Origin of the sequence: Rhizobacter koreensis (genome assembly GCF_013366375.1) — a bacterium.
Lineage (GTDB): Bacteria > Pseudomonadota > Gammaproteobacteria > Burkholderiales > Burkholderiaceae_C > Schlegelella_A > Schlegelella_A koreensis.
This window is the reverse complement of record NZ_JABWMJ010000001.1, coordinates 748,521-774,864: the sequence shown is the minus strand read 5'-3', so window position 1 is coordinate 774,864 and position 26,344 is coordinate 748,521. Positions and strand designations below refer to the sequence as shown.

The following is a 26,344-nucleotide window of genomic DNA, read 5'->3' as shown; positions in this document are numbered from 1 at the left end:
GGACGAGGCGCCACGCGCACCCGCCGTCGCGCGGTTTGTACCGATGGGCCATGCCGGTCGCCCATGCACAATGCCCGCGATCCAGGCGGCGCCCGCGGCGACCGCCTTCCATCGCGCCAGAACAAGGGAGACATCGATGGAGACGAAGGTTTGGCGGCGTGCGTTCCTGGCAGCGGCGCTGCTCTGCGGGCTGCAGGGCGGCGCGGTCGCGCAGCCCGCGTCGGCGCCGTTCGAGCCGCAGCCCGGGCAGTCCGGCAAGGACGTGATCTGGCTGCCGTCGCCCGACGCGGTGGTCGACCGCATGCTGCAGATGGCCGAGGTCAAGAGCTCGGACTTCGTGGTCGACCTCGGGTCGGGTGACGGCAAGATCGCCATCGCCGCCGCGCGCAACCACGGGGCGCGTGCGCTCGGCCTCGAATACAACCCGCAGATGGTCGAGTTCTCGCGCCGCCGCGCGCGCGAGGCGGGGTTCGCGGGCAAGGTCGAGTTCCGCCAGGCCGACATCTTCGCGAGCGACTTCTCGCAGGCGACGGTCGTCACGATGTACCTGCTGCCCGACCTCAACATGCGCCTCAGGCCCACGCTGTTCAAGCTGCGCCCGGGCACCCGGATCGTCTCGCACTCGTTCGGCATGGGCGACTGGACGCCCGACGAGGTCGGCCGCTCCGGCACCGCGCGCATCTCGGCGTGGGTGATCCCGGCCAACGCCAGCGGCGAATGGGCGCTGACCTTCCGCAACCTCGAAGGCGGCGGGCCGCAGACGCTCACCCTGCGTCAGCGCTTCCAGATGGTCGAGGGCGACGTCTCGTGGGAGAACCTGTCGTCGACGCTGGTGCGGCCGCACCTGCAGGGCGATTCGCTCTCGTTCGGCGCCCGCCATGCGACCGGCGAGATGCTGCAGTTCCAGGCGCGCGTGGCGGGCAATCGCATGACGGGCACCGTCACCCGTCCGGGCCGTCCGCCGGTCGCGTTCGAAGCGGTCCGCAAGGGCGCCGCGCCGCCGATCGAGGGCGTCGAGCCCGAGCGGCAGACCAGCCAGGCGCCGGCACGGCCGCGCGCCGGCGCCTGAGCGGTCGCCCGCCACGAGCCGCTCGCGCCAACCATGACCTCGTTTCCTCACCGGGCCGCCGCGGCCCGCCGCCACCATGCGTGACCGCATCACCGACAGCGCCACCGCGGCGCGCCCGCTCGACACCTTGGCGCCGCCGCCGAGCGCCAGCCTCGGGCTCGCGCACGCCGTCGCGATCATCGTCGGCATCGTCATCGGCGCCGGCATCTTCAAGGCGCCGTCGCTGGTCGCCGGCAACGTGCCGTCGACGGGATGGCTGTTCGCGGTGTGGGCGCTCGGCGGCCTCTTCTCGCTCGCCGGCGCGCTCTGCTATGCCGAGCTCTCGGCAACGTACCCGAGCCGTGGCGGCGACTACCACTTCCTGTCGCGCGCGTTCGGCAAGAGCACCGCGCTCACCTACGCGTGGGCGCGCTTCTCGGTCGTCACGACCGGCTCGCTCGCCTTGCTCGGCTTCGTGTTCGGCGACTACATGAGCCAGCTGCTGCCGCTCGGTCCGCACGGCAGTGCGCTCTACGCGGCGGTCGCGGTGGTGGTGCTGACGGCCGTCAACCTGCGCGGCATCCGCAACGGCGCGACCGCCCAGGCGTGGCTCACCGCGGTCGAGGTCGGCGGCCTGGTGCTGATCGTGGTCGCCGGGCTCTGGCTCTGGCTCGGCGCGCCCGCCGCCGCGCCGGCACCCGTGGTCGCGCCGCCCGGCAGCGCGTCGGCCAGTTCGATCGGCCTCGCGATGGTGTTCGTGCTGCTCACCTACGGCGGCTGGAACGACGCCGCCTACATCAGCGCCGACCTGCGCCAGCGTCGCTCGATCATGCGCGCGCTGGTGCTGTCGGTCGGCGTGATCACGGTGCTCTACCTGCTCGTGAACTGGGCTTACTGGCACGCGCTCGGCCTTGCCGGAATGGCCAGGTCGGAAGCGATCGCGACCGACGTGCTCACCGCGGCATTCGGGCCCGCCGCCGGCAAGGCCGTCGCGGTGATGGTCGCGGTGTCGGCGCTGACCTCGATGAACGCGACGCTGATCGTCGGGGCGCGCACCGCCGGCGCCCTGGCGCAGGACTGGCCGCAGCTCCGCATACTCGCCGCCTGGGACGACGCCCGCGGCGTGCCGCGCAACAGCTTCCTCGCGCAGGCCGGCTTCGCGCTGGTGCTGATCGCGATCGGCGCCGCCTACCAGAGCGGCTTTCGCGCGATGGTCGAGTACACCGCGCCGGTGTTCTGGCTGTTCTTCCTGCTGGTGGGACTGTCGCTCTTCAAGCTGCGCGTGCAGGAGCCCGATCAGCCGCGGCCGTTCAAGGTGCCGCTCTACCCGCTGACGCCGGCGGTGTTCTGCCTCACCAGCGCCTACATGCTGTGGTCGAGCCTGTCGTACGTGCGCAGCCAGCAGCTCGGCGGCATCAACGCAGCCTGGGTCGGCGTCGCGGTGCTGGTGAGCGGGCTGGTGCTGCTGATCGTGTTCCGGCGCGGCACGCGGACCACCTGAGGCCGGTCCGGACCCCGGCGTCGAAGCCGCCGTCGTTCGGGCCTTACCAGCCGAGCCCGACGTGCAGCGGCAGGTACACCGCCATCCCGGCGACGATGGTGCCGAGCACGCTCCGGCGCCAGAAGTACCAGGCGATGCCGACCGCGGTCGCGTAGAGCCGTGCGTCCTTCCAGGTCGAGATCAGCGCGCCGTCGGTCATCACGATCTCCGGGATGATCACCGCCGCGAGCGCCGCCATCGGCGCGTAGTGCAGGCCGGTCTGCGCCCAGCCCGGCAGCGACCAGGGCTTGCCGGACAGGAAGAACAGCGAGCGCGTCAGCACCGTGATGCCGGTCATGCCGACGATGGTGAGCACGGTCCAGGCGTCGGTCCCGTTCACGGCCGGCCCCCGTCCTCGGCCAGCGCGCCGGCGTGCGGCCGCATCCGCTCGAGCATCAGGCAGATCGCCACGGCGGCGCCGATCGCGACCACGATGTTGAGGCGCAGCGGCCACGCGAAGGTCGCGACCGCGACCACCCCGGCGGTCAGCGCCGCGAGGGCCTGCATGCGGCTGGTGCCGATCGAGCACGTGATGCCGACGAGCGCCAGGATGCCGGCGAACGCGAGCCCCCAGTGCACCGGGATCGAGTTGGCGAGCGCGATGCCCAGTAGGCTCGAGCCGACCCAGATCACCCAGTTAGAGAGGCCCGTGCCCAGCCAGTAGGCGTGCTGCGCCTCGATGTCGCGTGGCGCGGTCGCCGGCTCCGGGTGGCGCTTCGTGAACAGCACGTAGTTGAGGTCGGCCATGAAGTAGCCGCTGAGGAGGCGTCGCCACAGCGGCTGGTGCATCACATAGGGCCTCAGGTGCGCGCTGAACACGACGAAGCGCAGGTTCACGCAGAAGGCGGTCGCGAGGATCACCCACATCGGCGCCCCGGCGGCGATCAGCGGGATCGCGGCGAGTTGCGAGCTGCCGGCGAGCACCGTCACGCCCATCAGCAGCACCTCGAACAGGCTCATGCCCGACTTGACCATCGCGACGCCGGTCATCAGCCCCCAGGTGGCGATGCCGGGCGCGACCGAACCCATGTCGCGCACGCCGGCGCGGAACTCGGGGTGGCGAAACAGGGACCTCATGGACGCGTGGCTCGGAAGCGAAACCCGCGCCGCGACCGGGCGGTCGCCCGGTCGGGGTCACGGCCAGGGATTGTACGGAGAGGGTCGACCCGACGTCGGGCGGCGGCGCCGACGAGCCTCGCGCGATTCGGCCATCCCGTGTCTTGCAGCGGTCCGCGTGCGCGGCCTGCACTCCGCGCGGCGCGGCCAGCGCCGGCCCCTCGCCGGCCCGCTCAGGCGCTGCGCCCGCGCGCCGGTGCGTCGATCAGGATGGCGCGGAAATCGTTGACGTTGGTGAGCGTCGGCCCGCAGACCAGCGAATCGCCGAGCGCCTGGAAGAAGCCATGGCCGTCGTTGGCGTCGAGGCTGGCGCGCGGGTTGATGCCCTCGGCCCAGGCGCGCGCCAGCGTGTCCGGCCCGGCGAACGCGCCGGCGATCTCCTCGGCGCCGTCGACGCCGTCGGTATCGCCCGCCAGCGCGTGCACGCCGTCGAGGCCGCCGAGCGCGACGGCGAACGACAGCAGGAACTCGACGTTGCGGCCGCCGCGCCCCTTTCCGCGCAGCGTGACCGTGGTCTCGCCGCCCGACAGCAGCACGCACGGCCCAGGGAAGGGCTGGCCGCGCAGCGCCGTCTGCCGTGCAATGCCGGCGAGCGCCTTGCCGAGGTCGCGCGCCTCGCCTTCGAGGCTGTCGCCCAGGATATACGGCGTGACGCCGGCGGCGCGCGCCACCTCGGCCGCGGCGTCGAGCGCGAGCTGCGGCGCCGCGATCATGCGCGCCTCGCTGCCCGCCAGACGCGCGTCGCCCGGCTTGACGGACTCGGCCTCGGGGCGCCCGAGCCAGGCGCGCACCGCCGGCGCCAGCTCGATGCGGTAGCGCTCGACGATGGCGAGCGCGTCGGCGCAGGTCGTCGGGTCGGCGACGGTCGGACCCGAGCCGATGTCGATCGGGTCGTCGCCCGGCACGTCGGACATCAGCAGCGTGACGAGGCGCGCCGGATGGCAGAGCGCGCCGAGCCGCCCGCCCTTGAGCGCGGAGAGGTGCCGGCGCACCGCGTTCATCTCGGTGATCGTCGCGCCGCTCTTGAGCAGCGCGGCGTTGACGGCCTGCTTGTCGGCGAGCGTGAGACCGGGTGCGGGCGCGACCAGCAGCGACGACGCCCCGCCCGAGATCAGCGCGATCACCAGGTCGTCGGGCGTGAGGCCCTGCACGAGCGCGCCGATGCGCTGGGCGGCGGCGAGACCGGCGGCGTCGGGCACCGGGTGCGCGGCCTCGACGATCTCGATGCGCTCGCACGGCACCGCGTAGCCATAGCGCGTGACCACGAGGCCTTCGAGCGGCGCGTGCCAGTGGTCCTCCAGCGCGCGCGCCATCGCCGCCGACGCCTTGCCGGCGCCGATCACGATGGTCCGACCTTTCGGCGGCGCGGGCAGGTGCGGCGGCAGGCAGAGCGCCGGCTGCGCCGCGGCGACCGCGGCGTCGAAGAGGCTCCGCAACAGCGCGCGCGGGTCGGCGACGCCCGCCGTCACGAGCCGGTTTCCGCCTGCGCGACCTCGTGGGCGCCCATCATCTCGAGCGCCCTGACCAGCGCCGAGTGATCGAGATCGTCCATGCCGTTGGCGGCGCACACCTGCATCAGCTGCGCCGCGCTCGCCGTCTGCGGCAGGGCGACGCCGAGCTCCCTGGCGCCCTGCAGCGCGAGACCGAGATCCTTCTGATGCAGCCTGATGCGGAAACCGGGGTTGAACGTGCGCCTGATCATCCGCTCGCCGTGCACCTCGAGGATGCGGCTGGCGGCAAAGCCGCCCATCAGCGCCTGGCGCACCTTGGCCGGGTCGGCGCCCGCCTTGCTCGCGAAGAGGAGCGCCTCGCCGACCGCGGCGATGTTGAGCGCGACGATGATCTGGTTGGCGACCTTGGTGGTCTGACCGTCGCCGTTGCCGCCGACGAGGGTGATGTTCTTGCCCATCGTCTCGAGCAGCGGCCGCACGCGCTCGAACGCGCGCTCGGGCCCGCCGCACATGATGGTGAGCGAGGCCGCCTTGGCGCCGACCTCGCCGCCCGAAACCGGCGCATCGACGTAGTCGGCGCCGAGCTCGTTGATTCGCGTCGCGAAGGCCTTGGTCGCCATCGGCGAGATCGAGCTCATGTCGACGACGACCTTCGGGTGGCCATCCTCGGCCGTTGCTCCTGCCTTCAGGCCCGCGGCGACGCCGTGCTCGCCGAACAGCACCCTCTCGACGTCGGGCGTGTCGGGCACCATCGTGAAGACCACGTCGGCCTTGGCCCCGACCTCCTCGGCGTGCGCGCAAGGCGTCGCGGAGCTCTGCCTGATGAGCTCGGGCAGGTGGCTGCGCGTGTGCACGAACAGCTCGTGCCCGGCGTCCGCGAGGTGGCGCGCCATCGGAGCGCCCATGATGCCGAGGCCGATGAATCCGATCTTCATGGAGGTTCCTGGTTGCGGCGCAGCGCTGCTGCGGGATCGGCCGAAGGCGTGCCGGCGCGGGGTCGGTGTGCGCTCGTGCCCGTCTTCGCAGACCGGGTCAGTACGGCCCGACGGGTGCCGCCGGCAGGCCCTTCCTCATCTCGGCCATCACCTGCTGCGCGCCGGCGGCCATCAGCCGCGCGTCGGAGCTGATGGTGACGAACTGGAAGCCCTTGGCGATGCGCGCGAGCGCTGCCGCGGGCGCGCTGTTGTGGATGCCGGCGACCACACCGTGCGCCTTGGCGCGCGCGAGGATGTGCTCGACGGCCTCGGCCGCCTTCGGCTCGAGCTCGTCCATCGACGGCTTGCAGCCGAGCGAGAGCGAAAGGTCCGAGGGGCCGATGTAGATCGCATCCAGCCCCTCGGTCGAGAGGATGGCATCGAGGTTGTCGAGCGCCTTGGCGGTCTCGATCATCGCGAAGGTGACGATGGTGTCGTTGGCGTGCGTCGGGTAGTCCGCGCCACCGTAGAGGAGCGAGCGGATCGGCCCGAAGCTGCGGGTTCCGCGCGGTGCGTAGTGGGTGTAGGCGACGAGCTTCTCCGCGTCCTCGCGGCTGTTGACCATCGGGCAGATCACCGCATACGCGCCGGCGTCGAGCGTCTTCATCAGGATGCCGGGCTCGAGCCAGGGCACCCGCACCATCGGCACCGTCGGCGTCGTCGAGATCGCCTGCAGCATGCCGACCATCGCGGCGTAGTCGACCACACCGTGCTGCAGGTCGATGGTGAGCGAGTCCCAGCCCTGGTGCGCCATGGTCTCGGCCGAGAACGCGTCGGGAATGGCGAGCCAGCCGTTGACGGCGGCGCCGCCCGATTGCCAGAGTGCCCGCAGGCGGTTCGCTCTCATGTCCTCTCCTGGTGGTGTGGGCCGCCGATGATGCAGCCTCCGCCCGCCGTGCGTCAGCGGTCGAACGCCGGCCGCTTGGGATCGAAGCTCCAGCCGGGGATCAGATATTGCATCGCCGCGGCGTCGTCACGGGCACCGAGGCCGTGCTCCATGTAGAGCCGGTTGGCCTTGTCGACCTCCTGCATGTCGAGCTCGACGCCGAGACCGGGCCTGTTCGGTACCTGCACGTGACCGCCCTCGATGCGCAGCGGCTCCTTCGTGAGGCGCTGGCCGTCCTGCCAGATCCAGTGGGTGTCGATCGCCGTCACGCGCCCGGGCGCGGCGGCACCGACGTGGGTGAACATCGCGAGCGACACGTCGAAGTGGTTGTTCGAGTGCGAGCCCCAGGTGAGGCCCCAGTCGCGGCAGGTTTGCGCCACGCGCACCGAGCCCGCCATGGTCCAGAAGTGCGGGTCGGCGAGCGGGATGTCGACCGACTGCAGCGCGAGCGCGTGGCTGAGCTGGCGCCAGTCGGTTGCGATCATGTTGGTCGCGGTCGGCAGGCCGGTCGCACGGCGGAACTCGGCCATCACCTCGCGGCCCGAAAAGCCGCCTTCGGCGCCGCACGGGTCCTCGGCGTAGGCGACGATGCCGTGCATGTCGCGCATCAGGCGGATCGCGTCCTTCAGGAGCCAGCCGCCGTTGGGGTCGAGCGTCACGCGCGCGTCGGGAAAGCGCTCGTGGAGGGCGCGGATCGCCTCGACCTCTTCGTCGCCCCGCAGCACGCCGCCCTTGAGCTTGAAGTCGTTGAAGCCGTAGCGCGCCTCGGCCGCCTCGGCCAGGCGCACGACCGCCTCGGGGGTGAGCGCGACCTCGTGGCGAAGGCGCGTCCAGTCGTCCTCGGCGTCGCTGCCATCGTGGTACGGCAGGTCGGTCTTGCTGCGGTCGCCGACGAAAAAAAGATAGCCGAGCATCTCGACCGCCTCGCGCTGCTGGCCTTCGCCGAGCAGCGCGCAGACCGGCACCTCGAGGTGCTGGCCGAGCAGGTCGAGCAGCGCCGACTCGAGCGCCGTGACGGCATGGATGGTGGTGCGCAGGTCGAACGTCTGCAGCCCGCGCCCGCCGGCGTCGCGGTCGGCGAAGCGCGCCTGCACCTCGCGCAGCACGCGCTGCCAGGCGCCGATCGGCTGGCCGACGACGAGCGGGCGCGCGCCCTCCAGGGTCTGGCGGATCTTCTCGCCGCCCGGCACCTCGCCGACACCGCTGCGGCCCGCACTGTCGGTGAGGATGACGAGGTTGCGCGTGAAGAACGGACCGTGCGCACCGCTCAGGTTGAGCAGCATGCTATCGCGGCCGGCGACGGGGATGACGCGCAGCTCGGTGACGTGCGGGGTCGATCGTGCGGGGGTGGGCGTCATGACGTGTTCCGGTTTCGGCAGTCGCGCATCGTGCACCCGATTCGCACGCCGTGCGGGGCGCCATCGGTGAAAGCACCAGCGGCCCGAGCAGAGAAACCGGACGGTGCCGAGCCTCGGAAGAAAAAAGCCGGCGGGTGCCGGCCTGGAAGCCTGCCGCGGCGGGAACCCCGGGCAGACGGCTTCGGGAGCAACGAGACTCAGTCGGCCTTGCGGCGGCGCAGCGCCGCGGCGGCGGCGAGCCCGCCAGCCATCAGGAGCAGGGTCGACGGTTCCGGCAGCGCGCTGACGCTCACGCTGTCAAGCGTGTAGAAGCCGTCGACGTTGGTGGCCGCGAAGCTCAGCACGCCGTTGGCCGCGCTCGACCATACCGGCAGCGACACCAGCCCGAACGCGAAGGCCGACATCGGTGCCGTGTAGACCGGCGTGCCGCCGAGGCTGACGACGAACGAGCCGTTCGCGCTGTTCGCATCGACGTCGAGCATGAAGCTGAGCAGGTAGCTCGTGTTGGCCAGCGTGGCGATCGTCTGCGAGATGCTGTCGCCAGGCGCGGTGCCGGCGAAGAACGCCGAGTAGTTGCCCTGGCGCGGGCCGGCGGTATCGACGCCGTACATCGACGCCAGGCCCGGTGCGTTGGTCGTGGTCCAGCCGCTGAAGTCGCCGGTCTCGAAGCCGCCGTTGGTCACGAGTTCGGGGGCGGCATGCGCGGCCATGCTGAACGCGGCCGCGAGGGCCAGTGCGGCCCGTGCGATGGTCTTCTGAAGATTCATCGGATCTCTCCTCTTAGCGTTTCTTGGTCGTGCTCGCGGGGACCTGCGTGGTGCGGCCGTCGACCGACACCGGCGCCGGGCCCATCGGCTTGCCGCGCACGCCCGAGTAGTCCATCCATGGCTTGGTCCAGTCCATGTCGACGAGCGGCTTGCTGAAGTCGCACACGCCGCTGGGGAACGTCTGCTGCAGGGTCTGCCACTGCTGCGCGGTGAACGCGACGCCAGGATAGTCGGCCGAGTTCAGTGCTTTCAATTGGCAGGCACCGACGTCGGTCGAGTCGGGCGCCCCCGCGAGCACGCGGGTCAGCTCGAGCGGGCGCGTGCAGACGCCGAGGTCCTGGTCGACGCCGTTGCCGGTGGTGCAGCGATCGCGCGCCAGCGCCGGCTTGTTGTCGATGACCTTCTGCGCCTTCGGCACGTTGCGCGTGTCGGCCTTGATCGCCCGCAGCCACTCGACCATGGTGTCGAACGCGGCGTTGGTGAGCACCGGATCGGTCGTCGCCAGCGTGCGCCAGCGCACGTGGTTGTCGTGATGCCCTTGCGCGCGGTCGAGGCGGGCGCGCAGCACGTAGGCGTGGAACACCTGGTGGAAGTCGGTCGCGAGCAGACGCGTCTCGAGGATCGCGGTCTCGCTCATGTTGTTCATCATGTTGTTGGCGCCGGACCAGTACAGAGGCTTCAGGCCCGGGCGGTCGGCGGTGATGCGCGTCGCGATCCGATTGAAGTTGATGTCGTGACCGCCGATGTTGGCGTTCAGCTCGACAAACTGCGCCGGCGTGATGATCCCCGCGAGCAGCGCCTTCAGGCCGAACTGCAGGCCAACGGTGTCGAGGCGGCCGTTGGCGTAGCCGTCGGGGCGACGGCCGACCAGGTTCACCTCGTAGTCCTGCAGCGTGCAGCGCACGCCGGTCGGGTTGGTGACCTGGTCGAACCGCAATGCCGCGGGCACCGTGCAACTGGTGCCGACCGAGGGGTTGTAGACCTCGTAGCGCGTGGTGTTCACGTGCGAGTCGCAGCCGCTGATCATCCCGACCACGGCCTCGCGCTGCGCCGGCGTGAACGGGATCGTTCCGGGCCGGGCCCAGTAGTCGTACACCACCTTGCAGTCGTACGACGCCATTCGCGACGCGTCGCTGTCGACGAACACGTGGCTGATGACGATGCCGTCGTAGAGGCCCGGGTAGGCGTTCTGGTCCATCAGCTGCGAGATGGCACCGCCCGAGCTGCCCTGCCCGAAGATGATGTCGAACAGGCCGTACTGCTCGGCGACGCGCTCCTTGGCCATCAGCACCGACTCGGCCTGCACCACGTGGTTGCAGTTGTGGGTGTTGTGGACCAGGCTGATCTGCACCACGAGGAAGCCCTTGCGCAGGGCGTTGTCGTTGAGCGGCGAGCCGGGCACGGCTTCCTCGAAGCCGGTGCCGCAGCCCGCGCCCTGCAGCACGTGCACACCCTTGTTCCAGGCCGCCTGCGGCGCCCACGGCGTCCACGGCTGGTTCGGGTTGAACAGCACTGCGAACGTCACGCCGTCGCGGTTCTGGGTCAGGCTCTCGACCCGCACGATGTACGGAACGGTCTGACCGTTCACCGTGATCTGCTGGACGTTGGTCGGCGGCGACGCCGGGTTGTAGGTCTGGAAGGTCGTGCTGCCGACCGGCATGTACGAGTACGAATACGACACCGGCCGGTTGCACTGGGCGTCGAGCGCACCCGGGAGGCAGGTCCACGGCTGGATCTGCGGGCCCGAGAAGATCGGCCCGCCGTTCGGATGGTTGGTGACGTCGAGACGCGCCACCTCCGCGTTCGACGTGACGGTGAGCGAGTTGGCGCCGAGCTGCAGGCCGCTCACCAGGGCAAGCCAGCCGTTGCCGTCGGGCGCGGGGTGCAACGCCCCGGGCAGCGGTGTGCCGTTGCGGGCGAGCACCGCCTGCGCCGGGTTGTCGGCGGCCGGCAGCGTGACGCGGACCAGTACGTCCCCGCCGGAAACCAGGTCGGCGCGCGTCGAGACCGCCTCGACGGTGAGGTCGGCAGGCTTGGCGAGCGCGGCGCCCGCTCCGCACATGAGCGCGACGGCGGCGATCGCGCGGGACAGCCGCCGCCCTCGCCGGGGCGGCGTCATTCGATTCAGCATGGTTTGTCTCCTCTCAGCTTCTGAAGGTGCGCGGGTGCGCAAGACCTGCGCGGCACGTGGCCCGCAGGGTTCGGTCAGCCGCGACGCCGTGGATTCGTTCCATCTGAGGCGCCGAGGCGATCGTCAGGGGCGGCGCGGACCGGCGGTTGCGGCCATCGCCGCGCGGGCCCGCGTCGCGTCACTCGACCTTGATGTTCGCGTCGCGCGCGATCTTCTTTCGCAGGTCGAGCTCGCGCCGGATCATCGACGCGAAGTGATCCGGGGTGCCGCCGTCGACCGCGGCGCCGTTGTCGGTGATGCGCTTGCGAACGCCCGGGTCGTTGAGCGCCTTGGCGGCCGCCGCGTTGACCTTGGCGACGATGTCGGCCGGCGTGCCCGCCGGCGCCACGATGCCGTACCACGCCATGTTGTTCATGTCCCTGAGGCCGAGCTCGGCGAAGGTCGGCACGTCCTTCATCGTCTCGAGACGGCGCGGCGCCGCGATGGCGAGCGCGCGCAGCTTGCCCGCCTCGATGTGCGGGTACGACGACGGCAGGTTGTCGAACTGCACGCCGACCTGGCCGGCCAGCACGTCGTTCAGTGCCGGCCCGGACCCCTTGTACGGGATGTGCGTCATGCTGGTCCCGGTGAGCGACTTGAAGAGCTCACCGTCGAGGTGCGCGATGCTGCCCATGCCCGGCGTCGCGTAGCTGTACTGGCCCGGCTGGCTCTTGAGCAGCGCGATGAACTCGGCGAGGTTCCTGGCCGGGACCTTCGGGTTCACCGTCAGCACGTTCGGCACGTTGGCGAGGTTGATGACCGGCACGAAGTCCTTGATCGGGTCGTACGCCAGCTGCGGGTTGGTCGCCGGGTTGGTCGCCATCGTGCTCACGGTGGCGACGCCGAGCGTGTAGCCGTCGGGCGGCGACTTGGCGAGCGCGAGCGCGCCGATCGACCCGCCGCCGCCGCCGCGGTTCTCGATGATCACCGGCTGACCGAGCTCCTTGGCGAGCGGATCGCCGACCGCGCGCGCGACGATGTCGGTGGTGCCGCCGGGCGCGAACGGAACGATGAGGCGGATCGGCTTGCTGGGGTAGCCCTGGGCGGCGGCGAGCCCGCTCGCGAGCGCGAGCGTGCTGCCGAGCAGCCAGTGCAGCGAGGCGCGGCGCGTCGGGTGGGTTGGCTTCATGCTTGTCTCCTCGGGTTCTTGGTGTCGGATGCAGTCGGGCGGCGCTCGCTTCAGGGCGGTGCACGGCCGAGCCAGTCGGCGAGCACCTCGTCGGTGTGCGCGCCGAGCGCGGGGGTCGGCAGCCGGTACTCGACCGGCGTTTCAGAGAGGCGCACCGGGTTGGCGACCACCGACACCTGCCCCCGCGCGGGATGCGGGATCTCGACCCGGAGCCCGCGCGCCTCGACCTGCGGGTCGGCGAACACCTGGTCAATGCGGTTGATCGGCCCGCACGGAACGCCGGCGCCCTCGAGCAGCGCGATCCATTCGGCCGTGGTCCGCATGACCGTGAGCTGACGGATCAGCGGCACCAGCTCGGCGCGGTGCGCGACCCGCTCGGCGTTGGTCGCATAGCGCGCGTCCTTCGGCCACTCGGGCCGCCCCGCGGCTTCGCAGAAGCGCGCGAACTGGGCGTCGTTGCCGACCGCGAGGATGAGGTCGCCGTCGGCGGTCGGGAAGTCCTGGTACGGCACGATGCTCGGGTGCGCGTTGCCCATGCGCACCGGCGCCTTGCCGCTCACCAGGTAGTTGGTCGCCTGGTTGGCGAGGCTCGCGACCTGCACGTCGAGCAGCGCCAGGTCGATGTGCTGGCCGCGCCCGCTCTTCTCGCGATGCGCAAGGGCGGCGAGGATCGCGATCGCGGCGTGCAGCCCGGTCATGATGTCGGTGAGCGCGACGCCGACCTTCTGCGGCCCGGCGCCCGGCTCGTGGTCGGCGCGGCCGGTCACGCTCATCAGCCCGCCCATGCCCTGGATCAGTACGTCGTAGCCGGCGCGCGGCGCGTACGGGCCGGTCTGACCAAACCCCGTGATCGAGCAGTAGACGAGGCGCGGGTTGAGCGCACTGAGGCTCGCGTAATCGAGCCCGTAGCGCGCGAGTCCGCCGACCTTGAAGTTCTCGATCAGCACGTCGGCCTTGGCGGCCAGCGCGCGCACCGTCTCGCGGTCGGCGGGGTCGCCGAGCTCGAGCGTGATCGAGCGCTTGTTGCGGTTCGCGCAGAGGTGATACGCCGACTCGCGCGCGGCACCGTCGACCTCGTCGAGCCACGGCGGGCCCCAGGCGCGCGTGTCGTCGCCGACCTCGGGCCGCTCGACCTTCACGACGTCAGCGCCGAGGTCGCCGAGCATCTGAGCGGCCCACGGCCCCGCGAGCACGCGCGACAGGTCGAGCACGCGAAGGTGCGACAGCGCGCCGGCCATCAGCCGCCGAACGCCGCGATGCCCGTGATCGCGCGGCCCAGGATCAGCGCGTGCACGTCGTGGGTGCCCTCGTAGGTGTTGACCACCTCGAGGTTGACGACGTGGCGGATCACGCCGTACTCGTCCGAGATGCCGTTGCCGCCGAGCATGTCGCGCGCCACCCGCGCGATGTCGAGCGCCTTGCCGCACGAGTTGCGCTTCATGATCGACGTGATCTCGGGCGAGGCGATTCCCTCGTCCTTCATCCGCCCGAGCCTGAGGCACCCCTGCAGGCCCAGCGCGATCTCGGTCTGCATGTCGGCGAGCTTCTTCTGCACGAGCTGGTTCGCGGCAAGCGGCCGGCCGAACTGCTTGCGTTCGAGCACGTAGTTCCGCGCCCGATGAAAGCAGTCCTCGGCCGCGCCGAGCGCGCCCCAGGCGATGCCGTATCGGGCGCTGTTGAGGCAGGTGAACGGGCCCTTGAGCCCTCTGACGTCCGGGAACGCGTTCTCCTCGGGGCAGAACACGCCGTCCAGCACGATCTCGCCGGTGATGCTGGTGCGCAGGCCCACCTTGCCGTGGATCGCCGGGGCCGTGAGGCCCTTCATCCCCTTTTCCAGGATGAAGCCGCGGATCTGGCCCTCGTCGTCCTTGGCCCAGACGACGAACACGTCGGCGATCGGGCTGTTGGTGATCCACATCTTGGCGCCGCTGAGCGAGTAGCCGCCCTCGACCTTCCGGGCCCGCGTGACCATGCCGCCGGGGTCGGAGCCGTGGTCGGGCTCCGTCAGGCCGAAGCAGCCGACCCACTCGCCCCTGGCAAGCTTCGGGAGGTACTTCTGCTTTTGCGCCTCGGTGCCGAACGCGTTGATCGGCACCATGACGAGCGAGGACTGCACGCTCATCATCGATCGATAGCCCGAGTCGACGCGCTCGACCTCGCGCGCGACGAGGCCGTACGAGACGTAGTTGAGGCCGGCGCCGCCGTAGGCCTCGGGAATGGTCGCGCCCAAGAGGCCCAGCTCGCCCATCTCGCGAAAGATGGCCGGGTCGGTGGTGCCGTTCCGGAACGACTCGGTGGCGCGCGGCAGCAGGCGCTCCTGGCAGTAGCTCGCGGCGGCGTCGCGGATCGCGCGTTCGTCGTCCGTGAGCTGGGCGTCGAGCAGGAGGGGGTCGTCCCAGTGGAAGCGGGTGTCGGAGTTCCTGGATGGCATGAATCGTCCTCGATGTGCGACTCTAGAATGCGACGCTCGTCACGCGCAAACGCTTTGTCGGCACTCACTCGTGCGTGAATGGAACTCCGAGGAACGAGCCGCATGCGCCGCAAGATCCCCTCGACCCATGCGCTGACCGCTTTCGAGGCGGCCGCCCGCCACCAGAGCTTCACGCGCGCCGCCGACGAGCTCGCCCTCACGCAGAGCGCGGTGTGCCGGCAGATCGCGGCGCTCGAGCGCTTCGTCGACGTCAAGCTGTTCCGCCGCACGCGGCGCGGCATCCTGCTCACCGAAGCCGGCGCGCGCTTCAGCCAGAACGTGCGCGCCCGCCTCGACGAGGTCGAGCGCGACACCCTCGCGGTGATGGCCAACGGCGGCGCCGAGCGCTCGCTCGAGCTCGGGGTGATGCCGACCTTCGCGACGCGCTGGCTGCTGCCGCGCCTTCCCGCCTTCAAGCGCGACCACCCCGGCATCACTCTGCATCTCACGCCGCGGGTGCGGCCGTTCTCGTTCGAGGAGACCGCGCTCGACGCGGCGCTGCACGCCGGCTACGCGGGCTGGCCCGGCACCGAATCGACCCTACTGATGCACGAGCAGCTGATCGCGGTCGGCAGCCCGGCCCTGGTCGGCGCGCGCAAGAAGCTCAAGCCGGCGGACCTGACGCGCTTCGAGCTGCTGCAGGCGACCACGCGGCCGTACGCCTGGCGGCGCTGGTTCGAATCGGTTGGCGTGCGCTTCGAGGGCGACCTCGCCGGCCCGCGCATGGAGCTGTTCTCGATGATGTCGCAGGCGGCGATGCACGGCCTCGGCATCGCCCTCGTCCCGCGCTTCCTGGTCGAAGACGAGCTCGCCGACGGCAGCCTCGTGCAGCTCACCAGCCACAGCCTGTTCAGCGATCGCTCGTACTACCTGATCTGGCCCGAGCGGCGAGCGCACGACCCCACGCTCGCGGCGTTCAAGGCGTGGGTGGAAGGCGAGGCCAAGGCGTACCGCGACCGCGCCGGCGCCGAGTTCGCCGAGTAGCCTCTGCGCGGAGCGGGTTTGCCGATTGCCCGCACGCCTACCCGTCGCGCCCCCTCGACCCGAAGCCATCATGAAGATCGTCGACATCCGCGAAGCCACCAAGCCGATCAAGTCGGACATCCGCAACGCGTACATCGACTTCTCCCGGATGACGCTGAGCCTCGTCGCCGTGGTCACCGACGTCGTGCGGGACGGCAAGCCGGTGATCGGCTACGGCTTCAACTCGAACGGCCGCTACGGGCAGGGCTCGATGATGCGCGAGCGCTTCTTCCCGCGCCTGCTGGAAGCCGACCCCGCGAGCCTGCTCGATGACGTGCGCGATAACTTCGACCCGCACAAAATCTGGCGCACCTTGATGACCAACGAGAAGCCGGGCGGCCACGGCGAGCGCTCGGTCGCGGTCGGCACCATCGACATGGCGGTCTGGGACGCCGTCGCCAAGATCGAGGGCAAGCCGCTGTTCCAGCTGCTCGCCGAGCGCTACGGCAACGGCACGCCGAACCGCAAGGTCTTCGTCTACGCGGCAGGCGGCTACTACTGGCCCGGCCAGGGCATCGAGGGCCTGCAGCGCGAGATGCAGAGCTATCTCGACCGCGGCTACTCGGTCGTCAAGAAGAAGATCGGTGGCGCGCCGCTCGACGAGGACCGGCGCCGCATCGAGGCGGTGCTGCGCCTCCTCAAGCCGGGTCAGGAACTCGCGGTCGACGCCAACGGCCGCTTCGACCTGCCGACCGCGATCGAGTACGCCAAGGCGCTCTCGAATTACGACCTCTTCTGGTACGAGGAGCCGGGCGACCCGCTCGACTACGCGCTGCAGGCCGAGCTCGCGAACCACTACGCCGGACCGATGGCGACCGGCGAGAACCTGTTCTCGATGCAGGACGCGCGCAACCTCATCCGCTACGGCGGCATGCGTCCCGACCGCGACTGGCTGCAGTTCGACTGCGCGCTCAGCTACGGCCTGGTGGAGTACCTGCGCACGCTCGACATGCTGAAGGAGCACGGCTGGTCGCCGCGCCGCTGCGTGCCGCACGGCGGCCACCAGATGTCGCTCGCGATCGCCGCCGGGCTCGGCCTCGGCGGCAACGAGTCGTACCCCGACCTGTTCCAGCCGTACGGCGGCTTTCCCGACGGCGTGCAGGTCGAGGACGGCTACGTCACGCTGCCCGACCTGCCCGGCATCGGCTTCGAGGGCAAGTCCGACCTCTATCGCGAGATGCGCGACCTCGCGAGCTGAGGGCCGCGGGCGCCCGCCCTCCTTGCACCACCCGGCGGGAGGCAGACCGCCTCGCGCGGGGTGCTACAAGACGGCGCATGAACGACATCTCGAAGGCCGCCACCGCCCCGCCGGCGCTCGACCTCCCGCCAGCCGCTCCCCAGGTCGCCCACCCTCGAACGCTCTCGCCGCGCACCCGCTGGGTCGCGCTCGGCGTGGTCTGCCTGGGCGTCCTGATGGCGGTGCTCGACATCACCATCGTCAACGTCGCGCTGCCGTCGATCCGCGCCGACCTCGGCTTCAGCGAAGCGACGCTGGTCTGGGTCGTCAACGGCTACATGCTCACCTGCGGCGGGTTCCTGTTGCTCGGCGGGCGGCTCGGCGACCTCTACGGCCAGCGGCGCCTGTTCGTCATCGGCGTCGCGATCTTCACGTTGGCGTCGCTGGCGTGCGGCATCGCGTCGTCGCAGGTCACGCTGGTGGTCGCGCGCGCCATCCAGGGCGTCGGCGGCGCGATCGTCGAGGCGGTCGCGCTCGCACTCCTGATGAACCTCTTCACCGAGCCCGCCGAACGCGCCAAGGCGATGGGCGTCTACGGGTTCGTGTGCGCCGGCGGCGGCTCGATCGGCGTGCTGCTCGGCGGCACGCTGACCGACCTCTACAGCTGGCACTGGATCTTCCTCGTCAACCTGCCGATCGGCATCGGCGTGATCGCCCTCAGCCTGGCGCTGCTGCCGACGGCACGCAGCACGAACGAACGGCCGCGCCTCGACGTGTTCGGCGCGATCACGGTGACGGCGGCGCTGATGCTCGCGGTGTTCGCGATCGTCGGCGGCACCGAGATCGGCTGGACCGCGCCGCGCACGCTCGCCGGGCTCGGCGCCGCCGCCGTGCTGCTCGGCGTCTTCGTCGCGATCGAGGCACGCGTCGCCCAGCCCCTGATGCCGCTGCGCCTGCTGCGCTCGCGCGCGATCGCGGCATCGAACGTGATCGCGGTGCTCTGGTCGGCCGCGATGTTCGCGTGCTTCTTCCTGTCGGCGCTCTACCTGCAGCGCGTCCTCGGGTACAGCGCGTCGCAGGTCGGTCTCGCGTTCCTGCCGACCAACCTGGTGATGGCGGTGTGCTCGCTCGGCCTCTCGGCGCGCGTCGTGATGCGCTTCGGCATCCGCGGACCGATGGTGGCCGGACTGCTCGCGCAGGCGGTGGGGCTGCTCCTCTTCGCGCGCGCGCCGGTCGGCGGCAGCTTCGTCGTCGACGTGCTGCCGGGCATGCTGCTGCTCGGCCTCGGCGCCGGCATCGCGTTCAACCCGCTGCTGCTCGCCGCGATGGGCGACGTGCCCGAGAGCGAGTCCGGCCTCGCATCGGGCATCGTCAACACCTCGTTCATGATGGGCGGCGCGCTCGGCCTGGCGGTGCTCGCCAGCCTCGCGGCGGCGCACAGCGGCGCTGCCGGCACGGCAGCCGGCAGCGCCGACCGCGCGACGCTCAACGCGGGCTACCAGCTCGCGTTCGCGATCGGGGCAGGCTTCGCGTTTGCCGCAGCGGCACTGGGCGCCTGGGCCTTCCGGGGCACGGTCGCCCGACGCGCGGGCGCCGCGCCGCATTGAGCCGCCTGCCGGAGCGCAGGGCCCGGAACCGGCGCCGCACCCGCGGGTCCGAAGCTCATTGTGCCTTCAGGAGATTCGAGATGTTCGTTGCCAGACCCTTGCGCGGCGCTGCCGCCGCGCTGCTCGCGGCGCTCGCCGCCAGCGGTTGCTCGATGATGCTTGCCGGCGGCCCGCGACCGACCGAGGCCGCGCTGCGCGCGATCCAGCCCGGCATGAGCCGCCAGAACGTGCTCGACCGCGTCGGTCCGCCGACCTGGGCGTTCGGCGTGCGACAGGAGAACCTGACGATCTGGAACTACCGCTACAACCGGGCCGACTGCATCATCTACCAGGTGAGCCTGCGCCCCGACGGAACGGTGCGCGACATCGGCACCGCGTGGGATCCGGCGTGCGACGCGCCGAGCCGCTCGTGATCCGGGACGACCGCCTCAGCGCGACAGGTCGCGCGTGAGTTCGTCGATGCTCGACAGGAACTCGTCCTGGCCGGGCAGGCGTCCCTCGGGGGTCATGCGATCGACGACGTGCGGCAGCAGCTCCGCGAGCCCGGAGCGCGCCTCGTCCTCGCCGACGCCCGCCTGGCTCGCGATCTGCGCAAGCTGGTCGCGGCCGAAGACGTTGTCGACCGCTTCCGGCGGAATCGGCTCGTTCTCGCCGGTGCCGACCCACGAACTCGCCTGCCGACCATAGCCGCGCTGGGTGAACTGCTCGAGCAGGCCACCCAGACCTCCGAGGCCGCCGCCATCCGCGAGCCCACCGAGGCTGCCCGGCGCAGCCCCGCCGAGACCGCCGAGCAGGCCGCCCAGGCCGCCGAGCCCGCCACCGCCCGACGCCCCGCCGGCGCGGTTCGCGAGCATGCCGAGCAGCACCGGCAGCAGCGCCATCAGCACGCCGCCTCGTCCGCCGCCGCGCGGGTCGGAGCCGCGGCCGAGTGCGTTGCCGGCGAGTCCGCCGACGATCTGATCCAGCAAGCCCATCGCGCGCTCCTCGGGTCGATGTGCACAAGGCACGGGAGCGGCAGCATACGCGCGCCCGCGAGCGGGTGCGAACATCGCCCCGCTGACCGCCGATCGACCATGCCACGCCTGCCGCTCCTCGCCGCCCTCGTCGCCACGTCGATCGGCGCCGCGCCGGCGCCCGGCGCCGAGACCGGCTGGCCGGCTTACGGTGGTACCGACGAAGGCCGGCGCTGGAGCGACGCCGACCAGATCACGCCGGCCAACGTCGACGGGCTGCGCCGGCAGTGGCTCTACCGTACCGGCGACGCCGCGCGGCGCGACCCGGCGCTGATGCGTCGCGTCAAGTTCCAGGCGACGCCGATCCTCACCGAGCGCCACCTGGTGTTCTGCTCCGCCTTCAACGAGGTGATCGCGCTCGACCCGGCGAGCGGCGCCGAGCGCTGGCGCTTCGACCCGCGGGTCGCAACCGACCGCCGCCCGGCGAACCGTTACAACTGCCGGGGCGTCGCGCAGTGGCGCGATGCCCGCGCGCCGACCGATGCCGCCTGCGCCACGCGCATCTTCAGCGCGACCGTCGACGCCCGCCTCATCGCGCTCGACGCCGCGACCGGCCGACCGTGCGCCGGCTTCGGCGACGCCGGCACGGTGCGCATCGACACCGGCCGGCTCGACTGGCCGGGCGAGTTCCAGGTCTCGTCGGCGCCGATCGTGAGCCGCGACGTCGTCGTGGTCGGCTCGGCGATCGACGACAACCGGCGCGCCGACGCACCGTCGGGTGCGGTACGCGGCTTCGACGCGCGCAGCGGCCGCCTGCTCTGGACCTGGGATCCGATCGAGCGCGGCGCCAAGCCGGCGACGAGCCCGGGCGCCGCCAACGTGTGGGCACCGATGTCGGCCGACGCGGTGCGCGGTCTCGTGTTCCTGCCGACGTCGAGCCCGAGCCCCGACTTCTACGGCGCCGAGCGCCCGGGCGACAACCGCCATGCCGACTCGGTGGTCGCGCTGCACGTCGAGACCGGCCGCCTCGCCTGGGCGTTCCAGATCGTGCGCCACGATCTCTGGGACTACGACGTGCCCGCGCAGCCGACGCTCGCCACGCTCGCGATCGACGGCGCGCGGCGCGACGTGGTGATCCAGGCCACCAAGCAGGGCTTCGTGTTCGTGCTCGACCGGGAGACCGGAAGGCCGCTGTTTCCGGTCGAGGAACGCCCGGTGCCGCAGGGCGGCGCGCCGGGCGAGCACGTGGCGCCGACGCAGGTCTTCCCGGCCGATCTGCCGGCATTGGTGCCGAGCCGCCTTGCCGCCGGCGACGCCTGGGGCTTCACGCCGTACGACCAGGGCGCCTGCGCGCGAGCGATCGGCGCCCTGCGCAACGAGGGCCTCTACACGCCCCCCAGCGAGCGGGGCACGCTGGTGTTCCCGTTCACCGGCGGCGGGGTCAACTGGGGCGGCATCGCGGTCTCGCCCGCCGGCGTGATCTACGCGAACACGAGCCGGATGGCTCATCGCATCCGCCTGATCCCGCGCGCGGACTTCGCCGCCGTCAAGGCCGCGCATCCGAACAGCGAAGTGAGCGCGCAGGCCGGCACCGCGTACGGCATGCAGCGCGACGTGCTGCTGTCGCCGTTCGGCGCTCCCTGCAACCCGCCGCCGTGGGGGGCCCTGGCCGCGCTCGATCTCGGCGCGCGGCGCATCGTCTGGCAGTCGACGCTCGGCACCGGCGAGGAGATCCTGCCGCTCGGGCTCGCGCTCCGGAGCGGCACGCCGAATCTCGGCGGCCCGCTCGCGACCGCCGGCGGGCTGGTCTTCATCGGCGCCGCGATGGATCGCTACCTGCGCGCCTTCGATGCGGCGAGCGGCGCCGAGCTGTGGCGCGGCCGGCTGCCCGCGCCAGGGATGGCAACGCCGATGACGTATCGCTGGAACGACCGCCAGTACGTGGTGATCGCCGCCGGCGGCCACGGCCAGGTCGGCACCGCGACCAGCGACGCGCTGGTCGCGTTCGCGCTGCCGGCGCCCGGAGAGCCGGCGCGCAGCCTCGTCGACCGCACGTTCGATCAGCCGGGCGGGCGCTTCGTGGCGGGCGCGCTGGTCACGGTCGGCTTGCTGGCGCCGGGGTTGGCCGCCGGCCTCGGGTGGCGAGCGCGGCGGCGAGCCCGGGCGGCGAGGCCGCGCTGAGCGCCGTCCAAAGTCGAGCCGGGAAGCGAACGCCGCGATTGGCGCTCGAGGTCGGCTGACGTGGACGTGCGGCGCCCCGCGCGCCGCGCTGCCCCGCGCCGACGCCTCAGCGCAGCGGCGGCCGTGACGCGACGCGGTCCTCGAACTCGCCAATCATCGCGGCGAGCGAGTTGGTGCTCTCGCGCAGCTCGGTGCGCATCGCCTCCTGCGACTGCTCGATGCGCAGCGCGAGGCGATCCATGTTCTCCTGCATCGCCGCGCGCAGCTCGGCGATGCGCGACGCCTCGGCCTGGTCGACGAGCGCACGCTGGCTCTGCAGCTCCTTGGCGTGCCGGCGGCTCTCGAGGATCACCGAGCCCTGCCAGAAGATGGTGTGGATCGCGAACAGCGCCGCGACGGCGCCCACGAGGCCCAGCATCACGACCCAGAGCGGCGCCTCGTACGCTGCGAAGCCGAGGCTGAACACGGTCGGCGTGACGAACGTGGACCAGTTGAGCGCGACGAACGCGAGCAGCAGAACCACGCCGACGAAGATGATGATCGAGCGAGCACGCATGGCGATGTTGGCTGCCGGGCAGCCGCTGGCGTTAACGGGGCCGAATGGTTGCACGGAGCATGGCGCGGCCGATGCGGGACAGCGGCGCGCCGGCGCATGGGACGACGCTGACACGCTGGCGCTGAGAACCAGGGCCTGTTAACGCTACGGGAAGGATCACCCTGCGGGCCGAGGCGGCGCAAGGCCCTAGCCGGCGCCCTCCACCGCGGCGTTCTTCATCTGCGCCAGCAGCCGCTTGCGGCCCGCGGCATTGGTGCGACGCCACGCGGCGAGCGCGTGTGCCAGGAACGCCTTCTCGGCCGCGCTGAGCGGCGCGTCGGCGTGCGTCTGGTCGAGCCAGCCGGCCGGCTTGCCGGCGAGCACCTCGATCTGGCGCGCGAGCTTGTCGCCGATCGGGCGTGCCGACTTGATCTGGCTCCACATGCTGGGGGAGATCTGCATCGCCGCCGCGAACGCCTGCTCGAGGCCCTTTGGCGCCTCACCCGCGGCCAGCGCGCGCTCGGCGTACGCCTGGAACAAGGCGAGCGCGTTCTGACGACGGGTGACGGTGGGGTTCGACATGCCTTCGGGTTTGCTCGGGTCACATCGATTGTCTGCCCCTGTTGACGCTCGGGTAAAGAGTCTTTACAGTTCGACCCACATTGCAGAAAGCGCCTCGCGCGCCGACGCAAACCGAACGCAAAGACCCGACGAACCCGGATCCCACGAGCTCATCATGAAGCGCCAGCCCGACCACTGCTGCACCAGACCCGTCGCCGGGCTTGCGCCTGCGTGCGTCGTCGCCGCGCTCGGTTCATTCGATGCACTCGAGCCTGCGACCGTCGTGCTCGCCGAGCGGCCATCGCTTCGGGGAAACATGACCTCCAATCCGGGAGCGGGAAGCGCCTAGAAGCGCCCCGCACGCTGCTCACGCAGGCCCGGACTCCGCAAGGATCCGGGCCTTTTCGTTTTGGTCCGGCCATTCGAGAAAGGAACGACTCCGATCGACGGCGGCCGCCCGGCTTCGGGTGTGCCCATGCACTCCGCGCCGCGCGACATGGTGTTGGCGGCGCGGGATGTGCGCGACGCTGGCCCCGTCGCGTGCAGCGAGACACCGCATCCGACGGGATGTTCGCGCGTGGACACAGCCGAAGCCGAACGGCTTGTTCTCGGTGTAGCTCAGATGGCAGAGCGCGTGGTTAGGGACCACGAGGCCGCAGGTTCGATGCCTGCCGCCGAGACCATTCAGGCGGTGCGCCGATTCATCCGCAGCGCGCCGAGACGAGCGAAACGTGGTGCCATCGGGCACCGGATGGGGGAGCGCGCATCGGCGCGCTCCCCAGGACTCGGAGAACGAAGAACATGCAAACGCAATACATCGAAGAACCCACCACCGGCGGCGTGCCCGTCAAGATGTGGACGCGCGGCGTGCCCGTCGAGGAGCGCGCCAGGCAGCAGCTCGCCAACGCGGCGCGGCTGCCGGTCGTCTTCAGGCACATCGCGGCGATGCCCGACGTCCACGTCGGCATCGGCGCAACCGTCGGCTCGGTGATCCCGACCGTGAAGGCGGTGATCCCCGCCGCGGTCGGCGTCGACATCGGCTGCGGAATGATCGCGAGCAAGACCACGCTGCGCGCCGAGGACCTGCCCGACAACCTGGGCCCGCTGCGCAGCGCGATCGAGCGCAGCGTGCCGCACGGCCGCGCGCCCGGCAAGCGCGACCCGGGTTCGTGGGGCAAGGTGCCGGGCAGCGTAGACGACGCGTGGGCCCAGCTCGCGCCCGAGTTCACCGAGCTGTGCCGCGACTACCCGAAGCTGAAGAACACCAACAACCGTTCGCACCTCGGCACGCTGGGCACCGGCAACCACTTCATCGAGATCTGCCTCGACGAGGAAGGCGCCGTGTGGTTCATGCTGCACTCGGGCTCGCGCGGCGTCGGCAACGCGATCGGCTCGATGTTCATCGAGCTCGCCAAACAGGACGCGATGCGCAACGACGTGCACCTGCCCGACCGCGACCTCGCGTACTTCGAGGAAGGCTCGGCCTACTTCGGCGACTACGTGCGGGCGGTCGGCTGGGCGCAGAAGTTCGCGCGCCTCAACCGCGAGGTGATGATGCGGCACCTGATCGCCGCGGTGCAGACGGTGATCGCCAAGCCGTTCCAGGCCGAGGTGGTGGCGGTGAACTGCCACCACAACTACGTGCAGCGCGAGCGCCACTTCGGCGAGGACGTCTGGGTCACCCGCAAGGGCGCGGTCAGCGCCAGGGCGGGCGAGCTCGGCATCATCCCCGGCAGCATGGGCGCGCGCAGCTTCATCGTGCGCGGCAAGGGCAACCCGGAAAGCTTCACGTCGTGCTCGCACGGCGCCGGCCGCGTGATGAGCCGCACCGAGGCCAAGCGCCGGGTGAGCCTCGACGAGCACGTCGCGGCGACCGCCGGCGTCGAGTGCCGCAAGGACGCCGGCGTGATCGACGAGACGCCGTCGGCCTACAAGGACATCGACAAGGTGATGGCCGCGCAGGCCGACCTCGTCGAGGTGCTTCACACGCTCAAGCAGGTGGTGTGCGTGAAGGGCTGACGCGACACTCGCGTCGGCCCTGCGGCGGCCTCCTGGCCGCCGCACTCACGTCTGCAGCTCGCGTTTCCACGTCACCGCGGCGTTCGTCAGTCCGGCCGCACCATGCGGCAGGTCGTCGGCTGTGCGGTCTGCTCCGCCGCGAAGGTCCGCACGATGCGAAAGCCGTAGCCCGAACCCTCGACGTCGTGGCGCACGCCGGGCGTGCCCTGCCGGTCCATCACGCCGATCACCAGCGGCTGGATGAACTGGTGGTCGTCGGCACGCATGAAGCCGGTCGACCCGGCCATCGACACCCGTGCAGTTTCGAGGCGCGCCGCGACGTCGTCGATCCGCGTGCTGCCCGCGCGTTCGATCGCCTGCACCAGTGCCTCGATCATCAGCTGGTAGCGCAGGTGCAGATAGTCCTGGCGCGGGTCCGGAAAGCGCGTACGGAACGCGGCATAGAGGCGCTCGCTCTCGGCGCCCGTCACGTTCGGCATCCACTCGGCGAGCGCCACGACGCGGCCGATGCCCGCGGTGCCGATCGCCGCCGGCGCGCCGAGCGCGTTGCCGTAGAACGTGTAGAAGCGCCCCGTAAAGCCGACCTCGGCGGCCGCCTTCGCGAGCAGCGTGAGGTCGTTGCCCCAGTTGGGCGTGACGACCGCCTGCGCACCGCTCGCCTTGATCTTGAGCGCGTACGGCACGAAGTCCTTGATGCGGCCGAGCGGATGCAGTTCCTCGCCGACGATGCGCACGTCGGGCCGGCGCGCGGCGAGCTCGCGACGCGTCGAGAGCAGCACCGCACGCCCGAAGCTGTAGTCCTGCGCGATCAGGTATGCGCTCGTCACCGCACGGTCGTCCTGCAGCAGCTGCATCAGCGCGGCGACGCGCATGTCGGCGTGCGCGTCGAAGCGGAAGTGCCAGTAGCTGCAGCTCTCGTTGGTGAGCGCCGGGTCGACCGCGGCATAGTTGAGGAACAGCACGCGGCGCGCCGGGTCGCGCTGGTTGTGCTTGTCGATCGCTTCGACGAGCGCGAGCGCGACCGCCGAGCTGTTGCCCTGCAGCACGACGCGCGCGCCGTCGTCGATGGCCGAGCGCAGCGCCGCGAGCGCGCCTTCGACGCCGCCGTTGCTGTCGTAGCGCAGCAGCGCGAGCGGCTGCCGGCTGGCCGGCAGCGCGACACCGCCGCGCTGGTTGACGCGCTCGACGGCCCACGCCAGGTTGCGCAGCGACGCCTCGCCGGTGTTCGCGAACGGGCCGCTCAGGGACTCGATCAGCGCGAGGCGGATCGGCGTGGCGGCGGGCTCAGCGGCATGTGCGGTCCCGACGAGCGCGAGGCCGATCGCGAGCGCGAGTGCGAGCAGCCACGACAGCGCTCCACCGACGCCCATGCGGCGTCG

At 71.3% G+C, this 26,344-nt stretch carries 24 protein-coding genes and 1 tRNA gene; 10 read left to right on the top strand and 15 right to left on the bottom strand.

Going from position 1 to position 26,344, the window contains the following annotated elements:
* Nucleotides 1-136: 136 nt before the first annotated feature.
* Together HQN59_RS03355 and HQN59_RS03350 are read left to right on the top strand one after the other, a co-directional pair.
* Nucleotides 137-1,069: an SAM-dependent methyltransferase gene (locus tag HQN59_RS03355; protein ID WP_176066008.1), complete on the top strand. Its 933-nt coding sequence runs from the start codon at nt 137-139 to the stop codon at nt 1,067-1,069.
* A 76-nt stretch (nt 1,070-1,145) separates the two neighbouring features.
* The gene (locus HQN59_RS03350) at nt 1,146-2,549 is read left to right on the top strand and encodes an APC family permease (protein ID WP_176066006.1); all 1,404 of its coding nucleotides are present in this window, start codon (nt 1,146-1,148) and stop codon (nt 2,547-2,549) included.
* A 43-nt stretch (nt 2,550-2,592) separates the two neighbouring features.
* On the opposite strand, the gene HQN59_RS03345 is transcribed toward HQN59_RS03350, so the two are convergent.
* From HQN59_RS03345 to HQN59_RS03295, 11 genes are all read right to left on the bottom strand, one after another.
* Nucleotides 2,593-2,928 carry an AzlD domain-containing protein gene (locus HQN59_RS03345; protein ID WP_176066005.1) on the bottom strand — a complete coding sequence of 112 codons (336 nt, stop codon included), beginning with the start codon at nt 2,926-2,928 and terminating at the stop codon, nt 2,593-2,595.
* Entirely contained in the window at nt 2,925-3,665 is a 741-nt protein-coding gene (locus HQN59_RS03340; protein ID WP_176066002.1) for an AzlC family ABC transporter permease, read from the bottom strand. The genes HQN59_RS03345 and HQN59_RS03340 overlap by 4 nt, the downstream gene beginning before the upstream one ends.
* A 212-nt stretch (nt 3,666-3,877) precedes the next feature.
* Nucleotides 3,878-5,173: a DUF4147 domain-containing protein gene (locus HQN59_RS03335; protein WP_176066000.1), complete on the bottom strand. Its 1,296-nt coding sequence runs from the start codon at nt 5,171-5,173 to the stop codon at nt 3,878-3,880.
* On the bottom strand, nt 5,170-6,090 hold the full coding sequence (locus HQN59_RS03330) for a 2-hydroxy-3-oxopropionate reductase (RefSeq protein ID WP_176065998.1): 921 nt from the start codon (nt 6,088-6,090) through the stop codon (nt 5,170-5,172). The genes HQN59_RS03335 and HQN59_RS03330 overlap by 4 nt, the downstream gene beginning before the upstream one ends.
* A 97-nt stretch (nt 6,091-6,187) precedes the next feature.
* Nucleotides 6,188-6,976: an HpcH/HpaI aldolase family protein gene (locus tag HQN59_RS03325; protein WP_176065996.1), complete on the bottom strand. Its 789-nt coding sequence runs from the start codon at nt 6,974-6,976 to the stop codon at nt 6,188-6,190.
* Between the two features lie 53 nt (nt 6,977-7,029).
* Complete coding sequence (gene gudD, locus HQN59_RS03320; protein WP_176065994.1) at nt 7,030-8,373, bottom strand: glucarate dehydratase; 1,344 nt, start codon at nt 8,371-8,373, stop codon at nt 7,030-7,032.
* A 197-nt stretch (nt 8,374-8,570) separates the two neighbouring features.
* Nucleotides 8,571-9,140, bottom strand: a complete 570-nt coding sequence (locus HQN59_RS03315) for a PEP-CTERM sorting domain-containing protein (RefSeq protein WP_176065992.1) — start codon at nt 9,138-9,140, stop codon at nt 8,571-8,573.
* A 13-nt stretch (nt 9,141-9,153) separates the two neighbouring features.
* Nucleotides 9,154-11,271 (bottom strand): DUF6351 family protein, encoded by a 2,118-nt coding sequence (locus tag HQN59_RS03310; protein WP_176065990.1) that lies wholly within the window; start codon nt 11,269-11,271, stop codon nt 9,154-9,156.
* 178 nt (nt 11,272-11,449) lie between these two features.
* Entirely contained in the window at nt 11,450-12,439 is a 990-nt protein-coding gene (locus HQN59_RS03305) for a Bug family tripartite tricarboxylate transporter substrate binding protein (protein ID WP_176065988.1), read from the bottom strand.
* 50 nt (nt 12,440-12,489) lie between these two features.
* Nucleotides 12,490-13,677, bottom strand: a complete 1,188-nt coding sequence (locus HQN59_RS03300; protein WP_176065986.1) for a CaiB/BaiF CoA transferase family protein — start codon at nt 13,675-13,677, stop codon at nt 12,490-12,492.
* The gene (locus HQN59_RS03295; protein ID WP_176065984.1) at nt 13,677-14,870 is read right to left on the bottom strand and encodes an acyl-CoA dehydrogenase; all 1,194 of its coding nucleotides are present in this window, start codon (nt 14,868-14,870) and stop codon (nt 13,677-13,679) included. Before HQN59_RS03295 ends, HQN59_RS03300 begins: the two co-directional genes overlap by 1 nt.
* Before the next feature lie 102 nt (nt 14,871-14,972).
* On the opposite strand from HQN59_RS03295, the gene HQN59_RS03290 reads away from it, so the two are divergent.
* From HQN59_RS03290 to HQN59_RS03275, 4 genes are all read left to right on the top strand, one after another.
* Nucleotides 14,973-15,893: a LysR family transcriptional regulator gene (locus HQN59_RS03290; RefSeq protein ID WP_176065982.1), complete on the top strand. Its 921-nt coding sequence runs from the start codon at nt 14,973-14,975 to the stop codon at nt 15,891-15,893.
* Nucleotides 15,894-15,963: 70 nt separating this feature from the next.
* Nucleotides 15,964-17,130: a mandelate racemase/muconate lactonizing enzyme family protein gene (locus tag HQN59_RS03285; RefSeq protein WP_176065980.1), complete on the top strand. Its 1,167-nt coding sequence runs from the start codon at nt 15,964-15,966 to the stop codon at nt 17,128-17,130.
* A 77-nt stretch (nt 17,131-17,207) separates the two neighbouring features.
* Nucleotides 17,208-18,716 carry a DHA2 family efflux MFS transporter permease subunit gene (locus tag HQN59_RS03280; RefSeq protein ID WP_176065978.1) on the top strand — a complete coding sequence of 503 codons (1,509 nt, stop codon included), beginning with the start codon at nt 17,208-17,210 and terminating at the stop codon, nt 18,714-18,716.
* An 80-nt stretch (nt 18,717-18,796) separates the two neighbouring features.
* The gene (locus HQN59_RS03275) at nt 18,797-19,129 is read left to right on the top strand and encodes an outer membrane protein assembly factor BamE (RefSeq protein WP_176065976.1); all 333 of its coding nucleotides are present in this window, start codon (nt 18,797-18,799) and stop codon (nt 19,127-19,129) included.
* A gap of 15 nt (nt 19,130-19,144) precedes the next feature.
* Here the strand turns inward: HQN59_RS03275 and HQN59_RS03270 are convergent, their stop codons facing one another.
* Nucleotides 19,145-19,690: a YidB family protein gene (locus HQN59_RS03270; protein ID WP_176065974.1), complete on the bottom strand. Its 546-nt coding sequence runs from the start codon at nt 19,688-19,690 to the stop codon at nt 19,145-19,147.
* Between the two features lie 99 nt (nt 19,691-19,789).
* On the opposite strand from HQN59_RS03270, the gene HQN59_RS03265 reads away from it, so the two are divergent.
* Nucleotides 19,790-21,850 carry a pyrroloquinoline quinone-dependent dehydrogenase gene (locus HQN59_RS03265; RefSeq protein ID WP_176065972.1) on the top strand — a complete coding sequence of 687 codons (2,061 nt, stop codon included), beginning with the start codon at nt 19,790-19,792 and terminating at the stop codon, nt 21,848-21,850.
* Nucleotides 21,851-21,956: 106 nt separating this feature from the next.
* On the opposite strand, the gene HQN59_RS03260 is transcribed toward HQN59_RS03265, so the two are convergent.
* Together HQN59_RS03260 and HQN59_RS03255 are read right to left on the bottom strand one after the other, a co-directional pair.
* Nucleotides 21,957-22,406, bottom strand: coding sequence for a LapA family protein (locus tag HQN59_RS03260; RefSeq protein WP_176065970.1), 450 nt, complete (start codon nt 22,404-22,406; stop codon nt 21,957-21,959).
* Nucleotides 22,407-22,592: 186 nt separating this feature from the next.
* Complete coding sequence (locus tag HQN59_RS03255; protein ID WP_176065968.1) at nt 22,593-22,967, bottom strand: hypothetical protein; 375 nt, start codon at nt 22,965-22,967, stop codon at nt 22,593-22,595.
* 154 nt (nt 22,968-23,121) lie between these two features.
* On the opposite strand from HQN59_RS03255, the gene HQN59_RS03250 reads away from it, so the two are divergent.
* The 3 genes from HQN59_RS03250 to HQN59_RS03240 all read left to right on the top strand — a co-directional run bounded on the left by HQN59_RS03250 (nt 23,122) and on the right by HQN59_RS03240 (nt 24,965).
* Entirely contained in the window at nt 23,122-23,295 is a 174-nt protein-coding gene (locus HQN59_RS03250; RefSeq protein ID WP_176065966.1) for a hypothetical protein, read from the top strand.
* 258 nt (nt 23,296-23,553) lie between these two features.
* A tRNA-Pro gene (locus HQN59_RS03245) sits at nt 23,554-23,629 on the top strand.
* A gap of 118 nt (nt 23,630-23,747) precedes the next feature.
* On the top strand, nt 23,748-24,965 hold the full coding sequence (locus HQN59_RS03240; protein WP_176065964.1) for an RtcB family protein: 1,218 nt from the start codon (nt 23,748-23,750) through the stop codon (nt 24,963-24,965).
* 86 nt (nt 24,966-25,051) lie between these two features.
* Here HQN59_RS03240 and HQN59_RS03235 read toward each other — a convergent pair whose 3' ends face one another.
* Nucleotides 25,052-26,335 (bottom strand): branched-chain amino acid ABC transporter substrate-binding protein, encoded by a 1,284-nt coding sequence (locus tag HQN59_RS03235; RefSeq protein ID WP_176066305.1) that lies wholly within the window; start codon nt 26,333-26,335, stop codon nt 25,052-25,054.
* Nucleotides 26,336-26,344: the final 9 nt, after the last annotated feature.

Coding starts and splice junctions, on each gene's coding strand:
- HQN59_RS03355 (WP_176066008.1), top strand. CDS start 137: ATGGAGACGAAGGTTTGGCGGCGTGCGTTCCTGGCAGCGGCGCTGCTC.
- HQN59_RS03350 (WP_176066006.1), top strand. CDS start 1,146: ATGCGTGACCGCATCACCGACAGCGCCACCGCGGCGCGCCCGCTCGAC.
- HQN59_RS03340 (WP_176066002.1), bottom strand. CDS start 3,665: ATGAGGTCCCTGTTTCGCCACCCCGAGTTCCGCGCCGGCGTGCGCGAC.
- HQN59_RS03330 (WP_176065998.1), bottom strand. CDS start 6,090: ATGAAGATCGGATTCATCGGCCTCGGCATCATGGGCGCTCCGATGGCG.
- HQN59_RS03325 (WP_176065996.1), bottom strand. CDS start 6,976: ATGAGAGCGAACCGCCTGCGGGCACTCTGGCAATCGGGCGGCGCCGCC.
- gudD (WP_176065994.1), bottom strand. CDS start 8,373: ATGACGCCCACCCCCGCACGATCGACCCCGCACGTCACCGAGCTGCGC.
- HQN59_RS03315 (WP_176065992.1), bottom strand. CDS start 9,140: ATGAATCTTCAGAAGACCATCGCACGGGCCGCACTGGCCCTCGCGGCC.
- HQN59_RS03310 (WP_176065990.1), bottom strand. CDS start 11,271: ATGCTGAATCGAATGACGCCGCCCCGGCGAGGGCGGCGGCTGTCCCGC.
- HQN59_RS03305 (WP_176065988.1), bottom strand. CDS start 12,439: ATGAAGCCAACCCACCCGACGCGCCGCGCCTCGCTGCACTGGCTGCTC.
- HQN59_RS03300 (WP_176065986.1), bottom strand. CDS start 13,677: ATGGCCGGCGCGCTGTCGCACCTTCGCGTGCTCGACCTGTCGCGCGTG.
- HQN59_RS03295 (WP_176065984.1), bottom strand. CDS start 14,870: ATGCCATCCAGGAACTCCGACACCCGCTTCCACTGGGACGACCCCCTC.
- HQN59_RS03290 (WP_176065982.1), top strand. CDS start 14,973: ATGCGCCGCAAGATCCCCTCGACCCATGCGCTGACCGCTTTCGAGGCG.
- HQN59_RS03285 (WP_176065980.1), top strand. CDS start 15,964: ATGAAGATCGTCGACATCCGCGAAGCCACCAAGCCGATCAAGTCGGAC.
- HQN59_RS03280 (WP_176065978.1), top strand. CDS start 17,208: ATGAACGACATCTCGAAGGCCGCCACCGCCCCGCCGGCGCTCGACCTC.
- HQN59_RS03275 (WP_176065976.1), top strand. CDS start 18,797: ATGTTCGTTGCCAGACCCTTGCGCGGCGCTGCCGCCGCGCTGCTCGCG.
- HQN59_RS03270 (WP_176065974.1), bottom strand. CDS start 19,690: ATGGGCTTGCTGGATCAGATCGTCGGCGGACTCGCCGGCAACGCACTC.
- HQN59_RS03265 (WP_176065972.1), top strand. CDS start 19,790: ATGCCACGCCTGCCGCTCCTCGCCGCCCTCGTCGCCACGTCGATCGGC.
- HQN59_RS03260 (WP_176065970.1), bottom strand. CDS start 22,406: ATGCGTGCTCGCTCGATCATCATCTTCGTCGGCGTGGTTCTGCTGCTC.
- HQN59_RS03255 (WP_176065968.1), bottom strand. CDS start 22,967: ATGTCGAACCCCACCGTCACCCGTCGTCAGAACGCGCTCGCCTTGTTC.
- HQN59_RS03250 (WP_176065966.1), top strand. CDS start 23,122: ATGAAGCGCCAGCCCGACCACTGCTGCACCAGACCCGTCGCCGGGCTT.
- HQN59_RS03240 (WP_176065964.1), top strand. CDS start 23,748: ATGCAAACGCAATACATCGAAGAACCCACCACCGGCGGCGTGCCCGTC.
- HQN59_RS03235 (WP_176066305.1), bottom strand. CDS start 26,335: ATGGGCGTCGGTGGAGCGCTGTCGTGGCTGCTCGCACTCGCGCTCGCG.